The 20,030-nt window shown below is 60.7% G+C and carries 20 protein-coding genes; 18 read left to right on the plus strand and 2 right to left on the minus strand.

Annotated features, from left to right (window positions below; all coding sequences use genetic code 11):
* Nucleotides 1-648, plus strand: coding sequence for a methyltransferase (locus FHT76_RS14405; protein ID WP_259126873.1), 648 nt, complete (start codon nt 1-3; stop codon nt 646-648).
* On the opposite strand, the gene FHT76_RS14410 is transcribed toward FHT76_RS14405, so the two are convergent.
* Nucleotides 638-1,174, minus strand: a complete 537-nt coding sequence (locus FHT76_RS14410) for a hypothetical protein (protein WP_259126872.1) — start codon at nt 1,172-1,174, stop codon at nt 638-640. The two genes, FHT76_RS14405 and FHT76_RS14410, sit on opposite strands and share 11 nt — an antisense overlap.
* Nucleotides 1,175-1,486: 312 nt before the next feature.
* On the opposite strand from FHT76_RS14410, the gene sdhC reads away from it, so the two are divergent.
* From sdhC to FHT76_RS14495, 17 genes are all read left to right on the plus strand, one after another.
* Nucleotides 1,487-1,882, plus strand: coding sequence for a succinate dehydrogenase, cytochrome b556 subunit (gene sdhC, locus FHT76_RS14415; RefSeq protein WP_183755181.1), 396 nt, complete (start codon nt 1,487-1,489; stop codon nt 1,880-1,882).
* Nucleotides 1,883-1,893: 11 nt separating this feature from the next.
* Complete coding sequence (gene sdhD / locus FHT76_RS14420) at nt 1,894-2,274, plus strand: succinate dehydrogenase, hydrophobic membrane anchor protein (protein WP_183755182.1); 381 nt, start codon at nt 1,894-1,896, stop codon at nt 2,272-2,274.
* 7 nt (nt 2,275-2,281) lie between these two features.
* On the plus strand, nt 2,282-4,123 hold the full coding sequence (sdhA, locus tag FHT76_RS14425) for a succinate dehydrogenase flavoprotein subunit (RefSeq protein WP_183863708.1): 1,842 nt from the start codon (nt 2,282-2,284) through the stop codon (nt 4,121-4,123).
* A gap of 12 nt (nt 4,124-4,135) precedes the next feature.
* Nucleotides 4,136-4,915, plus strand: a complete 780-nt coding sequence (locus FHT76_RS14430; protein WP_016556589.1) for a succinate dehydrogenase iron-sulfur subunit — start codon at nt 4,136-4,138, stop codon at nt 4,913-4,915.
* A gap of 220 nt (nt 4,916-5,135) precedes the next feature.
* On the plus strand, nt 5,136-5,645 hold the full coding sequence (locus tag FHT76_RS14435; RefSeq protein WP_183863824.1) for a protease inhibitor Inh/omp19 family protein: 510 nt from the start codon (nt 5,136-5,138) through the stop codon (nt 5,643-5,645).
* A gap of 45 nt (nt 5,646-5,690) precedes the next feature.
* Nucleotides 5,691-6,854 (plus strand): cell division protein ZapE, encoded by a 1,164-nt coding sequence (gene zapE / locus FHT76_RS14440; protein WP_183863706.1) that lies wholly within the window; start codon nt 5,691-5,693, stop codon nt 6,852-6,854.
* A gap of 180 nt (nt 6,855-7,034) precedes the next feature.
* Complete coding sequence (mdh, locus tag FHT76_RS14445; protein ID WP_037116323.1) at nt 7,035-7,997, plus strand: malate dehydrogenase; 963 nt, start codon at nt 7,035-7,037, stop codon at nt 7,995-7,997.
* Between the two features lie 39 nt (nt 7,998-8,036).
* Nucleotides 8,037-9,230 carry an ADP-forming succinate--CoA ligase subunit beta gene (gene sucC, locus FHT76_RS14450; RefSeq protein WP_183863704.1) on the plus strand — a complete coding sequence of 398 codons (1,194 nt, stop codon included), beginning with the start codon at nt 8,037-8,039 and terminating at the stop codon, nt 9,228-9,230.
* An 18-nt stretch (nt 9,231-9,248) separates the two neighbouring features.
* A complete protein-coding gene (gene sucD, locus FHT76_RS14455) occupies nt 9,249-10,154 on the plus strand; it encodes a succinate--CoA ligase subunit alpha (protein WP_183863703.1) in 906 nt (301 codons plus the stop codon).
* Nucleotides 10,155-10,309: 155 nt separating this feature from the next.
* On the plus strand, nt 10,310-13,294 hold the full coding sequence (locus FHT76_RS14460; RefSeq protein WP_183863702.1) for a 2-oxoglutarate dehydrogenase E1 component: 2,985 nt from the start codon (nt 10,310-10,312) through the stop codon (nt 13,292-13,294).
* A gap of 12 nt (nt 13,295-13,306) precedes the next feature.
* A complete protein-coding gene (locus FHT76_RS14465) occupies nt 13,307-13,624 on the plus strand; it encodes a YciI family protein (RefSeq protein WP_183755189.1) in 318 nt (105 codons plus the stop codon).
* A gap of 29 nt (nt 13,625-13,653) precedes the next feature.
* A complete protein-coding gene (gene odhB / locus FHT76_RS14470; protein WP_183863701.1) occupies nt 13,654-14,895 on the plus strand; it encodes a 2-oxoglutarate dehydrogenase complex dihydrolipoyllysine-residue succinyltransferase in 1,242 nt (413 codons plus the stop codon).
* 78 nt (nt 14,896-14,973) lie between these two features.
* A complete protein-coding gene (locus FHT76_RS14475; RefSeq protein WP_405049269.1) occupies nt 14,974-15,498 on the plus strand; it encodes a hypothetical protein in 525 nt (174 codons plus the stop codon).
* On the plus strand, nt 15,495-16,247 hold the full coding sequence (locus FHT76_RS14480; protein ID WP_183863699.1) for an SDR family oxidoreductase: 753 nt from the start codon (nt 15,495-15,497) through the stop codon (nt 16,245-16,247). The genes FHT76_RS14475 and FHT76_RS14480 overlap by 4 nt, the downstream gene beginning before the upstream one ends.
* Nucleotides 16,248-16,267: 20 nt before the next feature.
* The gene (locus FHT76_RS14485; RefSeq protein WP_183863698.1) at nt 16,268-16,906 is read left to right on the plus strand and encodes a LysE family translocator; all 639 of its coding nucleotides are present in this window, start codon (nt 16,268-16,270) and stop codon (nt 16,904-16,906) included.
* A 26-nt stretch (nt 16,907-16,932) separates the two neighbouring features.
* Nucleotides 16,933-18,339, plus strand: a complete 1,407-nt coding sequence (lpdA, locus tag FHT76_RS14490) for a dihydrolipoyl dehydrogenase (RefSeq protein ID WP_183863697.1) — start codon at nt 16,933-16,935, stop codon at nt 18,337-18,339.
* Between the two features lie 95 nt (nt 18,340-18,434).
* Nucleotides 18,435-18,938: a cytochrome b gene (locus FHT76_RS14495; protein ID WP_259126869.1), complete on the plus strand. Its 504-nt coding sequence runs from the start codon at nt 18,435-18,437 to the stop codon at nt 18,936-18,938.
* Here FHT76_RS14495 and FHT76_RS14500 read toward each other — a convergent pair.
* Nucleotides 18,935-20,014, minus strand: a complete 1,080-nt coding sequence (locus tag FHT76_RS14500; RefSeq protein ID WP_183863695.1) for a TraB/GumN family protein — start codon at nt 20,012-20,014, stop codon at nt 18,935-18,937. The genes FHT76_RS14495 and FHT76_RS14500 overlap by 4 nt on opposite strands.
* Nucleotides 20,015-20,030 lie beyond the last annotated feature (16 nt).

Below are 20,030 nucleotides of genomic sequence, written 5' to 3' on the forward strand. Positions count from 1 at the left end.
TTGAAGACCGATCCCGAAATCTTCATCCGCGCCAATACCGGCGTGATGGCGCCGCCGCATGTGCCGGAGATTCGGCTGCATCTGGCGGCTGAGGCACATGACTTGTGGCTGAAGACGGAAGAGGAACTCGCGGAGATCGGTCTGCCGCCGCCGTTCTGGGCGTTTGCCTGGGCGGGCGGTCAGGGACTGGCGCGGTACATTCTCGACCATCCTGATACTGTTGCCGGCAAGCGCGTTATCGATTTCGCCACGGGCTCCGGCCTTGTCGCGATCGCGGCAAAAATGGCCGGAGCGGCCAAAGTCGTTGCCGCCGACATCGATCCCTGGACCAAAACCGCTGTGCGGCTCAACACCGGACTGAACAAGGTCGAGGTCGATTTCAGCGATGCCGATCTGATCGGCATCCTCGTCGAAGCAGATATTCTGCTCGCCGGCGACGTCTTTTACGACTGCGATTTTGCTGCGGCGATCGTTCCGTGGTTCGAGACGCTCAGTCGCCAGGGCATCACGGTCTTCGTCGGCGATCCGGGCCGCGCCTACCTTCCCAGGGAGCGGCTGGAATTCTGCGCAGCCTATCAAGTCCCGGTTACGCGGGCACTTGAGGACAGCGAGGTGAAGAAAACAACTGTTTGGCGGTTTACGGCCTGATCACACAAACACCTGCCTCGTAGGAGCAAGCGCTGCTCTTTGCCGTCACGCTGATGACCTTGGCCATTGGCGCCAGACCGGTGGTTTGGACTGGCACCGGAAAGCCATAGTTGCTGCCGACCGCGTAAGTTCCGCCGTCGCTGTCGTAGACGTAGGACGATCCCGCATAGGTACCGCCTATGCTTCCGCCGCTCTGTGGCGCAACGACGACGATTACATTGCGTCCACCATAACCGCCGTAACCGCCGCCATAGCCATTGTAGCCGCGATAAGGAAACGAGGCGCGCTTGATCAAAGGCGTGCGACCGTGGCCATAGCCGAACCGGCCGTATCCATCGGCGAAATGTGGGCGCCCATGGTTCAAGCCACGAAACGGCCGGCCGAGGATCATGGGAGTACGATGCCCAATGAAAACCTTGCCACCGTGGCGAGAGAACGAATTGTGGCCGAAATCGCCGGCGGAGGTCGGCATTGCGATCAAAGCGGCAGCGGCAAGGGAAACGAGCACGGAGGCAAGCTTCAGCATCGCGCGGATCTCCAAAATGGAACTGTTAACAAAGCGTTAACCGTAAAATGCGCCAAAAGCAGCTAATTGTCCAGAAGACACCCCGACATGCCGCTTGCGTCGGGAGCCAGGCCGGCCGTCAAGCGCAGTTCGCGCCACCCAGAGACGCAAATCGATTAAATTAAATTGGGGTTGCAATTATACTTGTCGTTAGGGGCTTACGTGATTAAACGTCGCCATTGATGCGACGCACACAAACAAATTTGTCCTTCGTGTGATCGCCTTGAATGCTCCCTGATGTCGGGAGCGCAGAGAAGACGCCGCGAGGTTCTGATGGCGAATGTGACAAATAACCGGCCCCTGTCGCCGCATTTGCAAATTTACAAACCAATCCCCACCATGGTCATGTCGATCGTTCACCGCATTACCGGTGGCGCTCTTTACGTCGGGACGCTGCTGGTCGCCTGGTGGCTGATCGCGGCTGCGACCGGTCAAGCCTACTATGACTGGGTCAACTGGATCCTCGGCAGCATCGTCGGCAAGCTCGTGTTGCTCGGCTATACCTGGGCTCTCTTGCACCATATGGTCGGCGGTTTCCGTCACTTCGTCTGGGATCTCGGTTACGGCTTCGACAAGGAAGTCTCGACCAGGATGGCCCAGGCCTCGATCGTCATATCGCTCTGTCTGACCGTACTGGTCTGGGTGATCGGCTTCCTTATTCGCTTCTGAAGGTTGTTCTCATGGATATGCGCACCCCCCTGGGTAAGGTTCGCGGCCTTGGCTCGGCCAAGGAAGGAACCGATCATTTCTGGCGCCAGCGCGTCACTGCGGTTGCCAATGTGCCCCTTTTTCTCTTCTTCATCATTTTCATGATCGTCCACGCGGGCGAGCCTTATTCCGACGTGGTTCACGCCCTGTCGAACCCGCTTGTCGCAGTCATCATGGGTTTGATGGTCGTGTCCGGCATCATTCACATGCGGCTCGGCATGCAGGTCATCATCGAGGACTACGTTCACGGCGAGTTTGCCAAGATCGGCCTACTGATGCTGAATACCTTCTTTTCGATCCTGATGGCGGGGCTCTGTCTCTTCGCCATTCTGAAAATTGCATTCGTAGGATAACCGTATCATGGCACCGACTTCACCCGCTCAGAATGGGAAGGCCTACAAATACGTCGATCACTCATATGACGTGATCGTCGTCGGCGCCGGCGGCGCCGGTCTTCGCGCCACGCTTGGGATGGCCGAACAGGGTTTCCGCACGGCCTGCATCACCAAGGTATTCCCGACCCGCTCGCACACGGTCGCCGCGCAGGGCGGTATCGCCGCTTCTCTGCGCAACATGACGCCCGACAGCTGGCAATGGCACCTCTATGACACCGTCAAGGGTTCTGACTGGCTCGGCGACGTCGATGCCATGCAGTATCTGACCATGGAAGCGCCGAAGGCGGTCTATGAGCTCGAACACTACGGCGTTCCCTTCTCGCGTAACGAAGAAGGTAAAATCTATCAGCGGCCGTTCGGTGGCCACATGCAGAACTACGGCGAAGGCCCGCCGGTACAGCGCACCTGCGCCGTGGCCGACCGTACCGGCCACGCCATCCTGCACACGCTCTATGGCCAGTCGCTGCGCAACAACGCCGAATTCTTCATCGAGTATTTCGCGCTCGACCTGATCATGTCGGATGACGGCAGCCGCTGCACCGGCGTCGTCGCCTGGTGCCTCGATGACGGCACGATCCATCGCTTCGCCGCCAAGATGGTGGTGCTGGCGACCGGCGGCTACGGCCGCGCCTATTTCTCGGCGACCTCGGCGCACACCTGCACCGGCGACGGCGGCGGCATGGCGGCACGCGCCGGCCTGCCTTTGCAGGACATGGAATTCGTTCAGTTCCACCCGACCGGCATCTACGGTTCGGGCTGTCTGATCACCGAAGGCGCACGCGGCGAGGGCGGTTACCTCGTCAACTCCGAGGGCGAGCGCTTCATGGAACGCTATGCTCCTTCGGCCAAGGACCTTGCCTCGCGCGACGTCGTTTCGCGCTGCATGACGCTCGAGATCCGTGAAGGTCGCGGCGTCGGCAAGAACAAGGACCACATATTCCTGCATCTCGACCACCTCGATCCGGCCGTTCTGCACGAGCGCCTGCCGGGTATTTCCGAGAGCGCCAAGATCTTCGCCGGTGTCGACGTGACGCGCGAGCCGATCCCGGTTCTGCCGACCGTTCACTACAACATGGGCGGTATTCCGACGAATTATTGGGGCGAAGTGCTCAACGCCGACAGTTCCAATCCTGAGCGGATCATTCCGGGCCTGATGGCGGTCGGCGAGGCCGGTTGCGCCTCGGTGCACGGCGCCAATCGCCTCGGTTCCAATTCGCTGATCGACCTCGTGGTCTTCGGCCGCGCTGCCGCGATCCGCGCTGGAGAGGTGATCGACCGTGCAGCACCGGTGCCGCATCTGAATGTCGCCGCCTGTGACAAGATCATGGATCGCTTCGATGGCCTGCGCAATGCCAGCGGCGGTACGCCGACGGCGGTGCTGCGCGAAAAGATGCAGCGCGCCATGCAGGAGGACGCTGCCGTGTTCCGTACGCAGGAATCGCTGGAGTCAGGCTGCAAGCGCATCTCCGCCATCTGGCAGGAAATGCGTGACATCAAGGTCACCGACCGTTCGATGATCTGGAACTCCGACCTTGTCGAAACACTCGAGCTGCAGAACCTGATGGCCAATGCCATCACCACGATCTACGGCGCCGAAGCACGCAAAGAGAGCCGCGGTTCTCACGCCCGCGAAGACTACACGGAAGGCGCATTCGCCGGCCGCGACGACGTCAACTGGCGCAAGCATACGCTCGCCTGGGTCAACGAGGCAGGCGACGTCAAGCTCGACTACCGCCCGGTTCACACCGAGCTCATCGCAGAGGGCATCGATCCCCAGAAGATCGCGCCCAAGGCTCGCGTGTACTAAGAGGAACTGGACATGGTTGAACTCGCTCTTCCCAAGAACTCCCAGATGCGCGAAGGCAAGGTGTGGCCAAAGCCGGCTGGCGCCAAGAATACCCGCGAATTCCGCGTCTACCGTTGGAGCCCCGACGATGGCCAGAACCCGTCGATCGACACCTTCTATATCGATGTCGATAATTGCGGCCCGATGGTGCTCGACGGTCTCCTCTACATCAAGAACAACATCGACCCGACGCTGACGTTGCGTCGCTCCTGTCGCGAGGGCATCTGCGGTTCCTGTGCGATGAACATCGACGGCACCAATACCCTTGCTTGTACGAAGGGCCTGGACGAGATCAAAGGCTCGGTGAAGATCTATCCGCTGCCTCACCTACCTGTCGTTAAGGATCTTGTCCCTGATCTCACCAACTTCTATGCCCAGCATCGCTCGATCGAGCCGTGGCTGAAGACGGTTTCGCCGACGCCTGCCAAGGAATGGAAGCAAAGCCACGAAGATCGCCAGAAGCTCGATGGCCTCTACGAGTGCATCCTCTGCGCCTGCTGCTCGACCTCCTGTCCGAGCTACTGGTGGAACGGCGATCGCTATCTCGGTCCAGCTGTCCTGCTGCAGGCCTATCGCTGGCTGATCGATTCCCGCGACGAGGCGACCGGCGAACGCCTGGACAACCTCGAGGATCCCTTCCGCCTCTATCGCTGCCACACAATCATGAATTGTGCGCAGACCTGCCCGAAGGGTCTTAACCCGGCAAAGGCGATCGCCGAAATCAAGAAGATGATGGTCGAGCGCCGCGTTTGATCAATTCAGCATAGGGCCCGATGCGGCCCTTTTCTCTCTGCGATCACGGAGCGTTGCTTTGTTCGAGATTGCGCCAAATTTGTCTCGGAGTTGCGGCGTTGCTCCCACATCGACACAATTTCTCCTCGCGCTGGCTTGATTCAATACAGCCTTTCAAGATAATTCCGCCGTGATTGCGCGGCAATTTCAGGACAATACTGGAAAAATCGGGAGTATCATGATGCAGTTCAGACATGTGGCGACAGGTCTCGTGGTTATTCTGTCGCTAGCTGGCTGCCAGCGCACCGCTTACAATGATGCGAGCTATTCCGCCCCGGCGCCACTGACGGCGCAGCCGGTTCCGTCGGTTCAGGGTGGGCAGCTTCCTCCGCCTTCCGGCTCTTCGCAGTTCCCTGCTGCTCCGACGACCTCGGCACCTGTCGCTGGCGGTCAGCCGGGCGTGATGGCGGCGAATGCAATGGATGTCACCAAGGAATCGATGGTCGGCAGCTGGCGCGTCAACGGCTCCTGCGACATGTTCCTGACGCTCACCAATCTCGGCAGCGGCTCGCGCGGCGGTACGCGCGGTTGCGTCGGCGAGTTGACGGCGATGGGTTCCTGGGAAGTCTCGGGCAAGCAGGTTCTCCTGAAGGACCGCAGCGGCAACCAGATCGGCAGCGTCTACAAGACAGCCGACAATGCCTTCAGCGGCCAGACCAATACCGGACAGCCGATCAGCCTCAGCCGTTAAAAGATTGGGCGGCGAAGGCCGCCGATCCTCCATAGGCGGACCTTTATGCAACCCATGCCAGACTACAGCCTGAGCGTCAGCGAACAATTGAAGTCGCTGACGGCTTCGGGCGCGCTTCAAATCGATTCAGCCCAGATGCATGTGGCGAAATGCCTGGATCGAGTGCTGTCGGGATTGAAGCAGCGGCGGCCGGCGGCAAAGGGAAGCGCTCTCGGCTGGCTGTTCGCCAACAAGAAGAAGTCGTCGGAGGCGGTCAAGGGCCTATACATTCACGGCAGCGTCGGCCGCGGCAAGACGATGCTGATGGATATGTTCTTCGCGATGGCACCCTGCGCGAAGAAGCGGCGCGCGCATTTCCATGAGTTCATGACCGATGTGCACAATCGCATCGCAGCGCACCGGCTGAAGCTCAAGCAAGGCGAGACCAAGCAGGCCGACCCCATCCCGGTCGTCGCGGCAGCTCTTTATGATGAGGCCGAATTGCTTTGCTTCGACGAGTTCACGGTGACGGATATTGCTGACGCGATGATCCTATCGCGGCTTTTTTCCGAACTCTTCCGGCGCGGGTGCCTGCTGGTCGCGACCTCGAATGTCGAGCCCGATAACCTCTACAAGGACGGCCTCAATCGAAGCCTGTTCCTGCCCTTCGTCGATCTTCTCAAGCAGAACGTCGAAATCGTGACGTTGGACTCTCCGACCGACTACCGGATGGAGAAACTCGATAGCCAACCTGTCTACCTGACGCCAATCGATGACCGGACGGACATGGCGATGGATGCGTCCTGGATGCAGGCGCTTCATGGCCGCAAGGCGCAGCCATTGGAAATTCCCATGAAGGGACGATCGATCCACGTGCCACGTGCCGTCGACCGAATGGCGCGCTTCACCTTCGCCGATCTCTGCGAGAAGCCGTTGGGCCCAGCCGATTTCCTGGCCATTGCCGAACGCTTCGACGCCATCTTCTTGGATCACGTGCCGCTGCTAGGTCCCGAGAAGCGCAACCAGACCAAACGCTTCATTATCCTGATCGATACGCTTTACGATCATGCCGTGCGGCTCTATGTGTCCGCAGCAGCGATGCCTGAAAATTTGTTGACACAAGCGCGTGGTACCGAGGGCTTCGAATTCGATCGTACCGTGTCGCGCCTTTTCGAAATGCGCAGCGCCGAGTATCTCGCATTGCACCACGAACGGCGGGCCGCCGAGTAATGTTTTGGTGACAAATTGTCTTACGTTTACGTAAGAATTTTATGATCTAAACGATTGAAATTCCTCGCTCAAAAATAATCATTTGCCATTTTTTGGCTTTGGGGCTATGCGATTGCGGCATTGGGCGATGCCCCCTCCGCGCGTCGCCTGACGAATTTTGATCGCAAAGGAAACAGCGAAATGGCGCGTAACAAGATCGCACTCATTGGTTCTGGCATGATTGGTGGCACGCTGGCGCATCTCGCCGGCCTGAAGGAACTGGGTGACATCGTTCTCTTCGACATCGCCGATGGTATTCCTCAGGGTAAGGGCCTCGACATTGCTCAGTCCTCGCCGGTCGAAGGCTTTGACGCCAACCTCACCGGCGCCAGCGACTACTCCGCGATCGAAGGCGCCGACGTCTGCATCGTCACCGCCGGCGTCGCCCGCAAGCCGGGCATGAGCCGCGACGATCTGCTCGGCATCAATCTCAAGGTCATGGAACAGGTCGGCGCCGGCATCAAGAAGTATGCCCCGAACGCGTTCGTGATCTGCATCACCAACCCGCTCGACGCCATGGTCTGGGCGCTGCAGAAGTTCTCCGGCCTGCCGGCCAACAAGGTCGTTGGCATGGCCGGCGTTCTCGATAGCTCACGCTTCCGACTGTTCCTCTCGAAGGAATTCAACGTTTCAGTACAGGACGTCACCGCATTCGTTCTCGGTGGCCACGGCGACACGATGGTGCCGCTCGCTCGCTACTCCACCGTTGCCGGCATTCCGCTCACCGACCTCGTTACCATGGGTTGGGTCACCAAGGAGCGCCTGGAAGAGATCATCCAGCGCACCCGTGATGGCGGCGCCGAAATCGTCGGCCTGCTGAAGACCGGCTCTGCCTACTACGCGCCGGCCGCTTCGGCGATCGAGATGGCTGAATCCTACCTCAAGGATAAGAAGCGCGTCCTGCCCTGCGCAGCACAGCTGACCGGCCAGTACGGCGTTAAGGACATGTATGTCGGTGTGCCCACCGTCATCGGTGCCGGTGGCGTCGAGCGCATCATCGAGATCGATCTCAATAAGGCCGAGAAGGAAGCGTTCGACAAGTCCGTCGGTGCTGTCGCCGGCCTGTGCGAAGCCTGCATCAACATCGCGCCTGCGCTGAAGTAATCAGTTGCGCGCCGACGCAATCCAAACAGGAACAGATCCATGAATATTCATGAATACCAGGCCAAGGCTCTCTTGAAGGGCTATGGCGCGCCGGTCGCCAAGGGTGTGCCGATCCTCAAGGTCGAGGAAGCCGAAGCTGCTGCCAAGTCGCTGCCGGGTCCGCTCTATGTCGTCAAGAGCCAGATCCACGCCGGCGGCCGCGGCAAGGGCAAGTTCAAGGAACTCGGCCCCGACGCCAAGGGCGGCGTTCGTCTCGCCAAGTCGATCGATGAAGTCGTCGCTCACGCCAAGGAGATGCTCGGAAACACGCTGGTCACTGCGCAGACGGGCGAAGCCGGCAAGCAGGTCAACCGCCTCTACATCGAAGACGGCGCCGACATTGCTCGCGAACTGTACTGCTCGCTGCTGGTCGATCGCTCGGTTGGCCGCGTTGCCTTCGTGGTTTCGACCGAAGGCGGCATGGACATCGAAGCCGTCGCCCACGACACGCCTGAGAAGATCCACACGATCGCCATCGATCCGGAGGCTGGTGTCACGGCGGCCGACGTTACCGCGATCTCCAAGGCTCTCGAACTGACCGGCGCTGCCGCCGAAGATGCCAAGTCGCTGTTCCCGGCGCTCTACAAGGCGTTCGGCGAAAAGGACATGGCGCTCCTCGAGGTTAACCCGCTGATCGTCATGAAGGACGGCCACCTGCGCGTTCTCGATGCGAAGATGTCGTTCGACGGCAATGCGCTGTTCCGCCATGACGACGTCAAGGCGCTGCGCGACGAGACCGAGGAAGACGCCAAGGAAATCGAGGCCTCGAAGTGGGATCTCGCCTACGTGGCTCTCGACGGCAACATCGGCTGCATGGTCAACGGCGCAGGCCTTGCCATGGCGACGATGGACATCATCAAGCTCTACGGCAAGGAGCCGGCAAACTTCTGTGACGTCGGCGGTGGCGCTGGCAAGGAGAAGGTCGCGGCTGCCTTCAAGATCATCACCGCTGACCCGAAGGTCGAGGGCATCCTCGTCAACATCTTCGGCGGCATCATGCGTTGCGACGTCATCGCCGAAGGCGTTGTCGCAGCTGTGCAGGAAGTCGGTCTGAAGGTTCCGCTCGTCGTTCGCCTCGAAGGTACCAACGTCGAACTCGGCAAGAAAATCCTCAACGAGTCGGGTCTGGCGATTACGGCTGCCGACGATCTCGACGACGCGGCGAAGAAGATCGTCGCGGCGATCAAGGCCTAATCCGGAAGGACCGAAAGAATGTCTATTCTCGTCAACAGAGACACCAAGGTTCTCGTTCAGGGCCTGACCGGCAAGACCGGCACCTTCCACACCGAACAGGCGCTTGCCTATTACGGCACCAAGATGGTCGGCGGTATTCACCCGAAGAAGGGTGGCGAAACCTGGTCGTCGGGCGTCGACGGCACGGTGCTGCCGATCTTTGCAAGCGTTGCCGAAGCCAAGGAACGGACGGGCGCCGATGCGACTGTGATCTACGTTCCGCCGGCAGGCGCCGCCGATGCGATCATCGAGGCGATCGAGGCCGAAGTTCCGTTCATCACCTGCATCACCGAAGGCATCCCGGTCATGGACATGGTGCGCGTCAAGGCCAAGCTCGACAAGTCGAAGTCGCGCTTGCTCGGGCCGAACTGCCCGGGCATCCTGACGCCGGAAGAATGCAAGATCGGCATCATGCCGGGCTCGATCTTCCGCAAGGGTTCGGTTGGTATTGTCTCGCGCTCCGGCACGCTGACCTACGAAGCCGTGTTCCAGACCTCCAATGAAGGCCTCGGACAGACGACGGCTGTCGGCATCGGCGGCGACCCGGTCAAGGGCACCGAGTTCATCGACGTGCTGGAAATGTTCCTGGCCGACGAAGCCACGACGTCGATCATCATGATCGGCGAAATCGGCGGCTCGGCTGAAGAAGACGCAGCCCAGTTCCTGATCGACGAAGCCAAGAAGGGCCGCAAGAAGCCGATGGCAGGCTTCATCGCCGGCCGTACCGCTCCGAAGGGCCGCACCATGGGCCACGCCGGCGCTGTCGTCTCCGGCGGCAAGGGTGACGCGGAATCGAAGATCGCGGCCATGGAATCGGCTGGCATCCGCGTTTCGCCGTCGCCAGCTCGCCTCGGCAAGACGCTGGTTGAAGTCCTCAAGGGCTGATCCGATCTATATCCCGGGCAGGCTTAGCGTCTGCCCGGGCCTCGACTTCGAATGAATGAGCCGCGGACAGGCGGCTAACGACAGATGCGGCAAGCCGGTCGAGTATCCGGCGGAATCACAAGTCAGGAGGCGGACGAAAGCGTCCGCGTGTAACCATGGCACGGCAAGAAGCCAACGAGCAGTTTCAGATCACCTCGTTCCTGGATGGCGCCAATGCTGCGTATATCGAGCAGCTCTATGCGCGCTATGAAGAAGACCCGAGCTCGGTCAACGAGGAATGGCAGTCCTTTTTCAAGGCACTGGAAGACAATCCGGAAGATGTGAAGAAGGCGGCCAAGGGTGCGTCCTGGCGCAAGACGAACTGGCCCCTGCAGCCGAAGAGCGACCTTGTTTCTGCGCTCGATGGCGATTGGGGCACAGTCGAAAAGATCATCGAAACCAAGGTCAAGGGCAAGGCGGAAGCCGCCGGCAAGCCAACCGATGGTGCCGACATCCTGCAGGCAACGCGCGATTCCGTCCGCGCCATCATGATGATCCGCGCCTATCGCATGCGCGGCCACCTGCATGCCAAGCTCGATCCGCTGGGGATTGCGGCACCGGTCGAAGACTATAAGGAACTGTCGCCCGAAGCTTACGGCTTCACCCCGGCTGACTATTCCCGCAAGATCTTCATCGACAACGTTCTCGGCCTCGAATACGCCACCCTTCCCGAGATGATCGAGATCCTCGAGCGCACCTACTGCTCGACCCTCGGCGTCGAATTCATGCACATCTCCAACCCGGAAGAAAAAGCCTGGATCCAGGAGCGCATCGAAGGTCCGGACAAGGGCGTCGCTTTCACCGCAGAAGGCAAGAAGGCGATCCTGTCCAAGATCATCGAAGCCGAAGGCTACGAGCAGTTCCTCGACGTGAAGTTCAAGGGCACCAAGCGTTTTGGTCTCGATGGCGGAGAATCACTCGTCCCGGCGCTCGAGCAGATCCTGAAGCGCGGCGGCCATCTCGGCCTTCGCGAGGCCGTGTTCGGCATGGCCCACCGCGGTCGCCTTAACGTGCTCTCCCAGGTCATGGGCAAGCCGCACCGCGCCATTTTCCACGAGTTCAAAGGCGGCTCCTACGCGCCTGACGAAGTCGAAGGCTCGGGCGACGTCAAGTACCACCTCGGCGCGTCCTCTGACCGGGAGTTTGATGGCAACAAGATCCACGTCTCGCTGACGGCCAACCCGTCGCACCTTGAAATCGTTGACCCTGTAGTCATGGGCAAGGCTCGCGCCAAGCAGGATATGGGCGCCACTGTCTGGGACGGGGATACCATTCCGCTGTCGGAGCGCGCCAAGGTTCTGCCGCTCTTAATCCACGGCGACGCGGCCTTTGCCGGCCAGGGCGTCATTGCCGAAATCCTCGGCCTGTCCGGCCTGCGTGGTCACCGCGTTGCCGGCACGATGCACGTCATCATCAACAACCAGATCGGCTTCACCACCAATCCGGCCTTCTCACGTTCGTCGCCCTATCCGTCGGACGTCGCCAAGATGATCGAGGCGCCGATCTTCCACGTGAACGGTGACGATCCGGAGGCGGTCGTCTATGCTGCCAAGATCGCCATGGAATTTCGTATGAAGTTCCACAAGCCCGTCGTCATCGACATGTTCTGCTACCGCCGCTACGGCCACAACGAAGGCGATGAGCCGTCCTTCACGCAGCCGAAGATGTACAAGGTCATCCGCGCTCACAAGACGGTCCTGCAGATCTATGCGGATCGGCTTGTCGCCGAAGGTCTTCTGACCGACGGCGAAGTCGAGAAGATGAAGGCTGACTGGCGCGCGCATCTCGAGCAGGAATTCGACGCCGGCCAGAGCTACAAGCCGAACAAGGCCGACTGGCTGGACGGCGAGTGGTCGGGGCTGCGTACTGCCGACAATGCGGACGAACAGCGCCGCGGCAAGACCGCCGTGCCGATGAAGACGCTCAAGGACATCGGCCGCAAGCTTTCGGAGATTCCGGAAGGCTTCCGGGCGCATCGAACGATCCAGCGCTTCATGGAAAACCGCGCCAACATGATCCAGACGGGCGAGAACCTCGACTGGGCGATGGCGGAAGCACTTGCTTTCGGTTCGCTTGTTGTCGAAGGCCACAAGATCCGCCTCTCCGGCCAGGATTGCGAACGCGGCACCTTCTCGCAGCGTCATTCGGTTCTCTACGATCAGGAAACCGAAGAGCGCTACATTCCGCTGGCCAATCTGTCGCCCAACCAGGCTCGCTATGAAGTCATCAACTCGATGCTTTCGGAAGAAGCGGTCCTCGGCTTCGAGTATGGTTACTCGCTGGCTCGCCCGAATGCGCTGACGCTCTGGGAAGCCCAGTTCGGCGATTTCGCCAACGGTGCGCAGGTCGTGTTCGACCAGTTCGTCTCGTCCGGCGAACGCAAGTGGCTGCGCATGTCCGGTCTCGTCTGCCTGCTGCCGCATGGCTACGAAGGTCAGGGTCCGGAGCACTCCTCGGCCCGCCTCGAACGCTTCCTGCAGCTCTGCGCTGAGGACAACATGCAGGTCGCCAACGTTACGACGCCGGCGAACTACTTCCACATCCTGCGCCGACAGTTGAAGCGCGACTTCCGCAAGCCGCTCGTCCTGATGACACCGAAGTCGCTTCTGCGTCACAAGCGGGCTGTGTCGACGCTCGCGGAACTGGCCGGAGAGTCCTCCTTCCATCGCCTGCTCTGGGACGATGCCGAGGTGATCAAGGACGGCCCGATCAAGCTGCAGAAGGATGCGAAGATCCGTCGTGTCGTCATGTGCACCGGCAAGGTCTATTACGACCTTCTGGAAGAGCGCGAAAAGCGCGGCATCGACGACATCTATCTGCTGCGCGTCGAACAGCTTTATCCGTTCCCGGCAAAGGCGCTCATCAACGAGCTTTCCCGCTTCCGGAACGCTGAGATGGTCTGGTGCCAGGAAGAGCCGAAGAACATGGGCGCATGGTCGTTCATCGACCCGTATCTGGAGTGGGTGCTCGCCCACATCGATGCGAAGTACCAGCGCGTCCGCTACACCGGCCGTCCGGCCGCCGCGTCGCCGGCAACGGGTCTGATGTCCAAGCATCTGTCGCAGCTCGCCGCATTCCTCGAGGATGCGTTGGGCGGCTAAGGGATCGGGGCAATGGCATATTTCTTCCTCAGACTTGTGCCGCCTCGCCCTCGTTTCCCGCATGACGCGACCGGGGAGGAAATGGCCGCGATGAAACGCCATGCCGCCTACTGGCACCAGAACGCAGAAGAGGGATCGGCGATCGCCGTCGGTCCCGTCTTCGAGGGTGAAGGGGGCTGGGGCATGGCAGTGGTCTCGGTGGAGGATCAGCAGGCAGCGCAGGCAATGGCCGACGCCGATCCGATCATCCAGTCCGGTTACGGGTTTCGCTTCGACATATTGCCAATGCCCTCGATCATTCTCCGGCCATTCGCTGCCGGAAACGAATAAACGAACACAAGCAAATCAGGATTTGAACAATGGCCACAGAAATCCGCGTTCCAACTCTCGGTGAATCCGTCAGCGAGGCAACCGTCGGCACCTGGTTCAAGAAGGTTGGCGACGCCATCAAGGCCGACGAGCCGATTCTCGAGCTTGAAACCGACAAGGTGACCATCGAAGTACCGGCTCCGGCTTCGGGCACGCTGTCCGAAATCGTTGCCCAGGCTGGCGAAACCGTCGGTCTCGGCGCACTGCTCGGCCAGATCGCCGCGGGCGCCGGCGCTGCCGCCGCCCAGGCTCCTGCTCCCGCCGCAACTCCGGCAAAGGTAGCCGAACCGGCTGTTGCAGCCGCCGCTGCTCCGGCAGCAGCTGCTTCTGCGATGCCGCCGGCCCCGGCTGCCGCCAAGATGCTCGCCGAGAACAACCTGTCGGCAGATCAGATCGATGGATCAGGCAAGCGCGGGCAGGTTCTGAAGGGTGATGTGATCGCCGCTGTTGCCAAGGGCATCTCCGCTCCGGCAGCCGCTGCAGCACCTGCCGTTCCGGCTGCCGCTCGTGGCCCGTCGACGGTCGAGGATGCGGCTCGCGAAGAGCGCGTGAAGATGACGCGCCTGCGCCAGACGATCGCCAAGCGCCTGAAGGACGCGCAGAACACCGCCGCCATGCTCACCACCTACAACGAGGTGGACATGAAGGCGGTCATGGACCTGCGCGCCAAGTACAAGGACGTCTTCGAAAAGAAGCACGGCGTGAAGCTCGGCTTCATGGGCTTCTTCACCAAGGCCATCACGCACGCGCTGAAGGAGCTGCCGGCCGTCAACGCCGAGATTGACGGCACCGACATCATCTACAAGAACTTCTGCCACATCGGCATGGCCGTCGGCACCGATAAGGGCCTCGTCGTCCCAGTCATCCGCGACGCCGACCAGATGTCGATCGCTGAGGTCGAAAAGGAACTGGCGCGTCTGGCAAAGGCTGCCCGCGACGGCTCGCTGTCGATGGCCGACATGCAGGGCGGCACCTTCACGATCACCAATGGCGGCGTCTACGGCTCGCTGATGTCCTCGCCGATCCTGAACGCGCCGCAGTCCGGTATCCTCGGCATGCACAAGATTCAGGACCGTCCGGTTGTCGTCGGCGGCCAGATCGTCATCCGTCCGATGATGTATCTCGCGCTCTCCTACGATCACCGCATCGTCGACGGCAAGGAAGCCGTGACCTTCCTCGTTCGAGTCAAGGAAAGCCTGGAAGATCCGGAGCGTCTGGTTCTCGATCTCTAAGCATTCGACTGGGCCGCGTGAGCGGCCCTTTCCACCTCAGCGGGGCGCGTAATGTCGCTGGCAATCTCCACAAGGCGTATGATCATGAAGCCTCCCCTTGCTAAAGGCGGGGTGGGAGCCTTGTTCGCGCTTTTGCTGCTGTCACCCGTGATGGCTGTGGCTGCTCCTGGCTGCCGGCAGGCGAGTGCGGTCTATGCCGACCGGGATGGCGCCTACGAGCTTCGCTTTACGCCAATAAATTCGGACGCGGCGGCTGCCAGCAATCGGTTCACGCTCAAGGTCCTCAAGACGTCGATCGAGCTGGACGGCTATGTCATGCCATTCAACGATCCGGAACGCGCCGTCGGTATCCTGATGTTCAAATGCCCCGGCGGTGACGTGACCGGCGCGGATCTGGACGCCTGTACGATCTGGCGGGGCGCGGTCTATAGCGTAAACGCCAAGGGCGAGATCGATAATTTGCAGCCCGAAGCCGCAGCCGCCGCTGAGAACGTCTTTCTGCCGGGTGTCGGCCCGGCGATCCGCCAATCGCAGATATGGGGCAACGGCAAGGCGACGGTTGCGCCGTGGGATGTCCTGGCATTCAAGGAGTGCGCGAAATGACAGAACGACCGGTTCTTCTCGTTACCGGTGGCAGCCGAGGCATCGGTGCGGCCGTCAGCCGCCTCGCTGCCCGCCAGGGCTGGAACGTCGCCGTCAACTACGCCGCGAACCGCGCTGCCGCCGACGCTATCGTCTCTGATGTCAAGGCAGAGGGTGGCGATGCCATCGCGATCAAGGGCGATGTCGGCAGCGCGCAGGATATCGTTTCGATGTTCCAGACTGTCGACAAGCACTTCGGGCGGCTGGATGGACTGGTCAACAATGCCGGCATCGTCGATGCCCAGCAGCGCGTCGACGAGATGAGCGTCGAGCGACTTGAACGGATGATGCGCGTCAACGTGACCGGCTCGATCCTCTGCGCTGCCGAAGCCGTCCGCCGCATGTCGTCGAGGCATGGCGGCAAGGGCGGGGCGATCGTCAACATCTCGTCGATGGCAGCAGTTCTGGGCTCGGCCTCGCAGTATGTCGACTACGCCGCATCGAAGGCCGCGATCGATACCTTCACCATCGGCCTGTCGCGAGAAGTGGCAAACGAGGGCGTGCGCGTGAACGCCATCCGCCCCGGCGTCATCGATACCGACATTCATGCATCCGGCGGCCTGCCGAACCGCGCACGAGATCTCGCGCCGAGCATTCCGATGCAGAGGCCCGGTACGGCAGAGGAGATCGCCGATGCGGCCCTCTACCTTCTCTCGCCGACGGCTTCCTATATAACGGGCGCCATACTCAACGTCAGCGGCGGCCGTTAGGACGCGGAGACCATATCGCCATGCAATACTTCTTCGAATTTCTCGGCCTCATGGCCGTCTTTTCGATCTTCATCGTCGTACCGGGCGCCGACTTTGCGGTCATCCTGCGCCAGAGCATCGTGCACGGCCGCGGTGCCGCCATGATGACCGGCCTCGGCATGGGTTTTTCGCTGCTCTTTCACATCAGCTACACGATACTCGGCCTCGGCCTGATCGTCTCCAAATCGCTGATGCTGTTTGCCATGATCAAGTGGGCGGGCGTCGCCTATCTCGTCTACCTCGGCATCAAATCCTTCCGCGAGCCGGGCTTCAAGGTCAATCAGATCGAGGTGACGGAGGAAGACCGCAGGCCGATCTCGGCGCTCAAGTGTCTCGGCATGGGTTTCATCACCAACGCGCTCAATCCGAAGCCAGTCCTGTTTTTCCTGTCGCTGTTCTCGACGCTGGTGCATCACGATACCCCGGCACTGATCCAGTTCAGCTATGGCATCGGCATGGCCACCGCGCTCGTCGCCTGGTTCGCCGGCGTCTCCACCTTCTTCACCGTTAAACCCATTCGCGACCGCTTCATCGCAAGCGGCAAATGGTTCAACCGCATCACCGGCGCCGCTCTGGTCGGCTTCGGTTTCCGCCTCGCGCTCGCCCGCGCGGCTGACTAAGCAAATAACGAAAGGGAAAAGAAACAATGTCCTACGATGTGATCGTTATCGGAACCGGCCCCGGCGGCTATGTTGCTGCCATCAAGGCAGCCCAGCTCGGCCTCAAGGTCGCCGTCGTCGAAAAGCGGGCAACCTTCGGCGGCACCTGCCTGAACGTTGGCTGCATCCCGTCCAAGGCGCTGCTGCATGCCTCCGAAATGTTCCATCAGGCCGGCCACGGCATGGATGCGCTCGGCATCGAGGTCGCCGCTCCAAAGCTGAACCTTGAAAAGATGCTGGCGCACAAGGATGCGACTGTGAAGGCCAATGTCGACGGCGTTGCCTTCCTCTTCAAGAAGAACAAGATCGATGCTTTCCAGGGCACCGGCAAGATCGTTTCGGCGGGCAAGGTTTCCGTGACCGCCGAAGACGGCAAGGTGCAGGAAATCGAAGGCAAGAACATCGTCATCGCCACCGGTTCCGACGTCGCCGGCATTCCCGGCGTCAAGGTCGATATCGACGAGAAGGTGATCATTTCCTCGACAGGCGCAATTGCGCTTGAGAAGGTGCCGGAAACGATGATCGTCGTCGGCGGTGGCGTCATCGGCCTTGAGCTCGGGTCGGTCTGGTCGCGCCTCGGCGCCAAGGTCACGGTTGTCGAATATCTCGACACGATTCTCGGCGGCATGGATGGCGAAGTCTCCAAGCAATTCCAGCGGATGCTCGCCAAGCAGGGCGTCGCCATCAACCTCAGCTCCAAGGTGACGGGCGTTGAGAAGGGTGGCAAGGGTGCCAAGGTGACCTTCGAGCCGGTCAAGGGCGGTGATGCACAGACACTCGAAGCCGAGGTCGTTCTGATTGCGACCGGCCGCACGCCCTACACGGCCGGCCTTGGCCTTGAAGAAGCCGGCGTCAAGCTCGATAACCGTGGCCGCGTCGAAATCGACGGTCACTTCCGGACCAACGTTGCCGGCATCTACGCGATCGGCGACGTGGTGAAGGGTCCGATGCTGGCTCACAAGGCGGAAGACGAAGGCGTCGCACTCGCCGAAATTCTCGCCGGCCAGCATGGCCATGTGAACTATGACGTCATCCCAAGTGTCGTCTACACTCAGCCTGAGGTCGCTTCCGTCGGCAAGACCGAGGAAGAGCTGAAGGCCGCTGGTATCGCCTATAAGGTCGGCAAGTTCCCGTTCACGGCAAACGGCCGCGCCCGCGCAATGCTTGCCACCGATGGTTTCGTGAAGATCCTGTCCGACAAGGAAACCGATCGCGTTCTCGGCGGCCACATCGTCGGCTTCGGCGCCGGCGAGATGATCCACGAGATCGCCGTTCTGATGGAGTTCGGTGGTTCCGCGGAAGATCTCGGCCGTACCTGCCACGCACACCCGACCATGTCGGAAGCGGTCAAGGAAGCGGCTCTCGCCGCCTTCTTCAAGCCGATCCATATGTAATATTAAATTTCGGCAATGTGCGAACGGCTGCTTGTCTCCCGACAGGTGGCCGTTTTACTTTTGAATGGTTCTAAAGTCGTTCGAAAGGAGAGCCGATGCAATCCGCACCCGTCGATGCTTACAGCTTGCCGCAACGCCTGCTTCACTGGGGTATGGCACTGCTCATCTTCTTCAACCTCCTATTTCCTGACGGCATGAACGAATGGCATCGCGCCATGCGTCGCACCGGCATTGCCACTGCCGACCAGGTCGCGGCGGCCAACATTCACGCCTATGTCGGTATTGCCATTCTGGCGCTCGCGATTATCCGGGTTTGCCTGCGTTTTTCCCAGGGTGCACCGATCGAAATCGCGGGCGAGCCTGCAATATTTCGCCTCGCGGCCAAGGTCGTGCACTTCGGCCTTTATGCCTTCATCTTCGTGATGCCGCTAACTGGAATTGCCGCCTATTATTTTGGGATGGATGCCGTCGGATCGCTTCACGCCGATGTGCTGAAGGTCGTCCTCTGGGTGTTTGTCGCGGCGCATGTCGCGGGCGCGCTCGTTCACCAGTTCTATTGGAAGACCAATGTTCTCAAGCGTATGACCGTCGGGCGCTAGTTAACGGCGGTGACGGTGAAGCCTTGATTGCGCAACAGTTCGATCACGCCGCCGTCGCCTGGTAGGTGCAGGGCGCCGACGGCCATGAAGACGTTGCCCTTGGCGAGGATCGGCGCGGCGCGCTCGGCCATCACCTTGTTGCGATCAAGGATGATGCGCTGCTCGAAGGCGGCGTAGTCGCTATCTTCGTCCTCGCCGTCGGGTGACACGGTCTTCAGCATGGGGATCGTCATGCCGATATCACCGGAAAGATAGAGATCGGTCATGGTCTCGACGACATCGTTCATCTTAGAACCGAGAGCCAGCGTTTCGATCAGCGATTTCAGGTGGAACTCGGTGGGCAGCTCAGCCATTGCCTGCAGTTGTTCGGCCAGCGTTTCGAGGCCCTTGACCTGCTTGCCCGCAGCGGCGGCATCCGCCGCGATTTTCTGGTCGAGGAATTGAACGCCTTTCGCCTTGCGAGCCATTTCGCAGCCGGGAAGGGCAACCACGCTCGAGATCATCCAAGGGCGCATGCGAGAAACCGCCGCAAGCGGGATGCCGCGCAGCTTCAGACCGGCTTCCAGCCGCGTATAGTCGTCGCGGGAAAGAAGCTTCTCGATGGTCGTGCCGTCGGTGAACATCGTCAGTTCCGGCCGTATCAGCAGCGCAGCCGCCGCCTTCTTTTCGTCGAGGATCTCGTCGGATTCAATGATGATGGTATCGGCAGCATCATGGGCAGTCTGCGCGCGCGGCGGCAAGTTCAGCACGCGGGGATCGGTCACATGCATACTGCCAAGCAGCCAGGACGGCGCTATCCCCGCCTTCTCGATTCTCCAGAAAATGCCCTTGCCGTTCGGCACGGCATCGGCCTCCTTCACGACTTCGGCGTATCGGGCGGGATCACTCTGTTTGAGATCGGTCAGGATGTTGTGGCCGGTACAGGCATCGTCGCTCGCGGCAGCCACCGGCGACACCGAAAACAGCACGGCGATCAGGGTTGCCGCAAGCAGCATGTGAAACGCGGCAATCAGCCAGAGAAGGATATTGCCCGGCAATGCAATGAGCAGGCTGCGACGGCCGATGGAGATCGTCATGGTGGTGTTCCGGTCA

It is taken from the genome of Rhizobium sp. BK176, assembly GCF_024808055.1.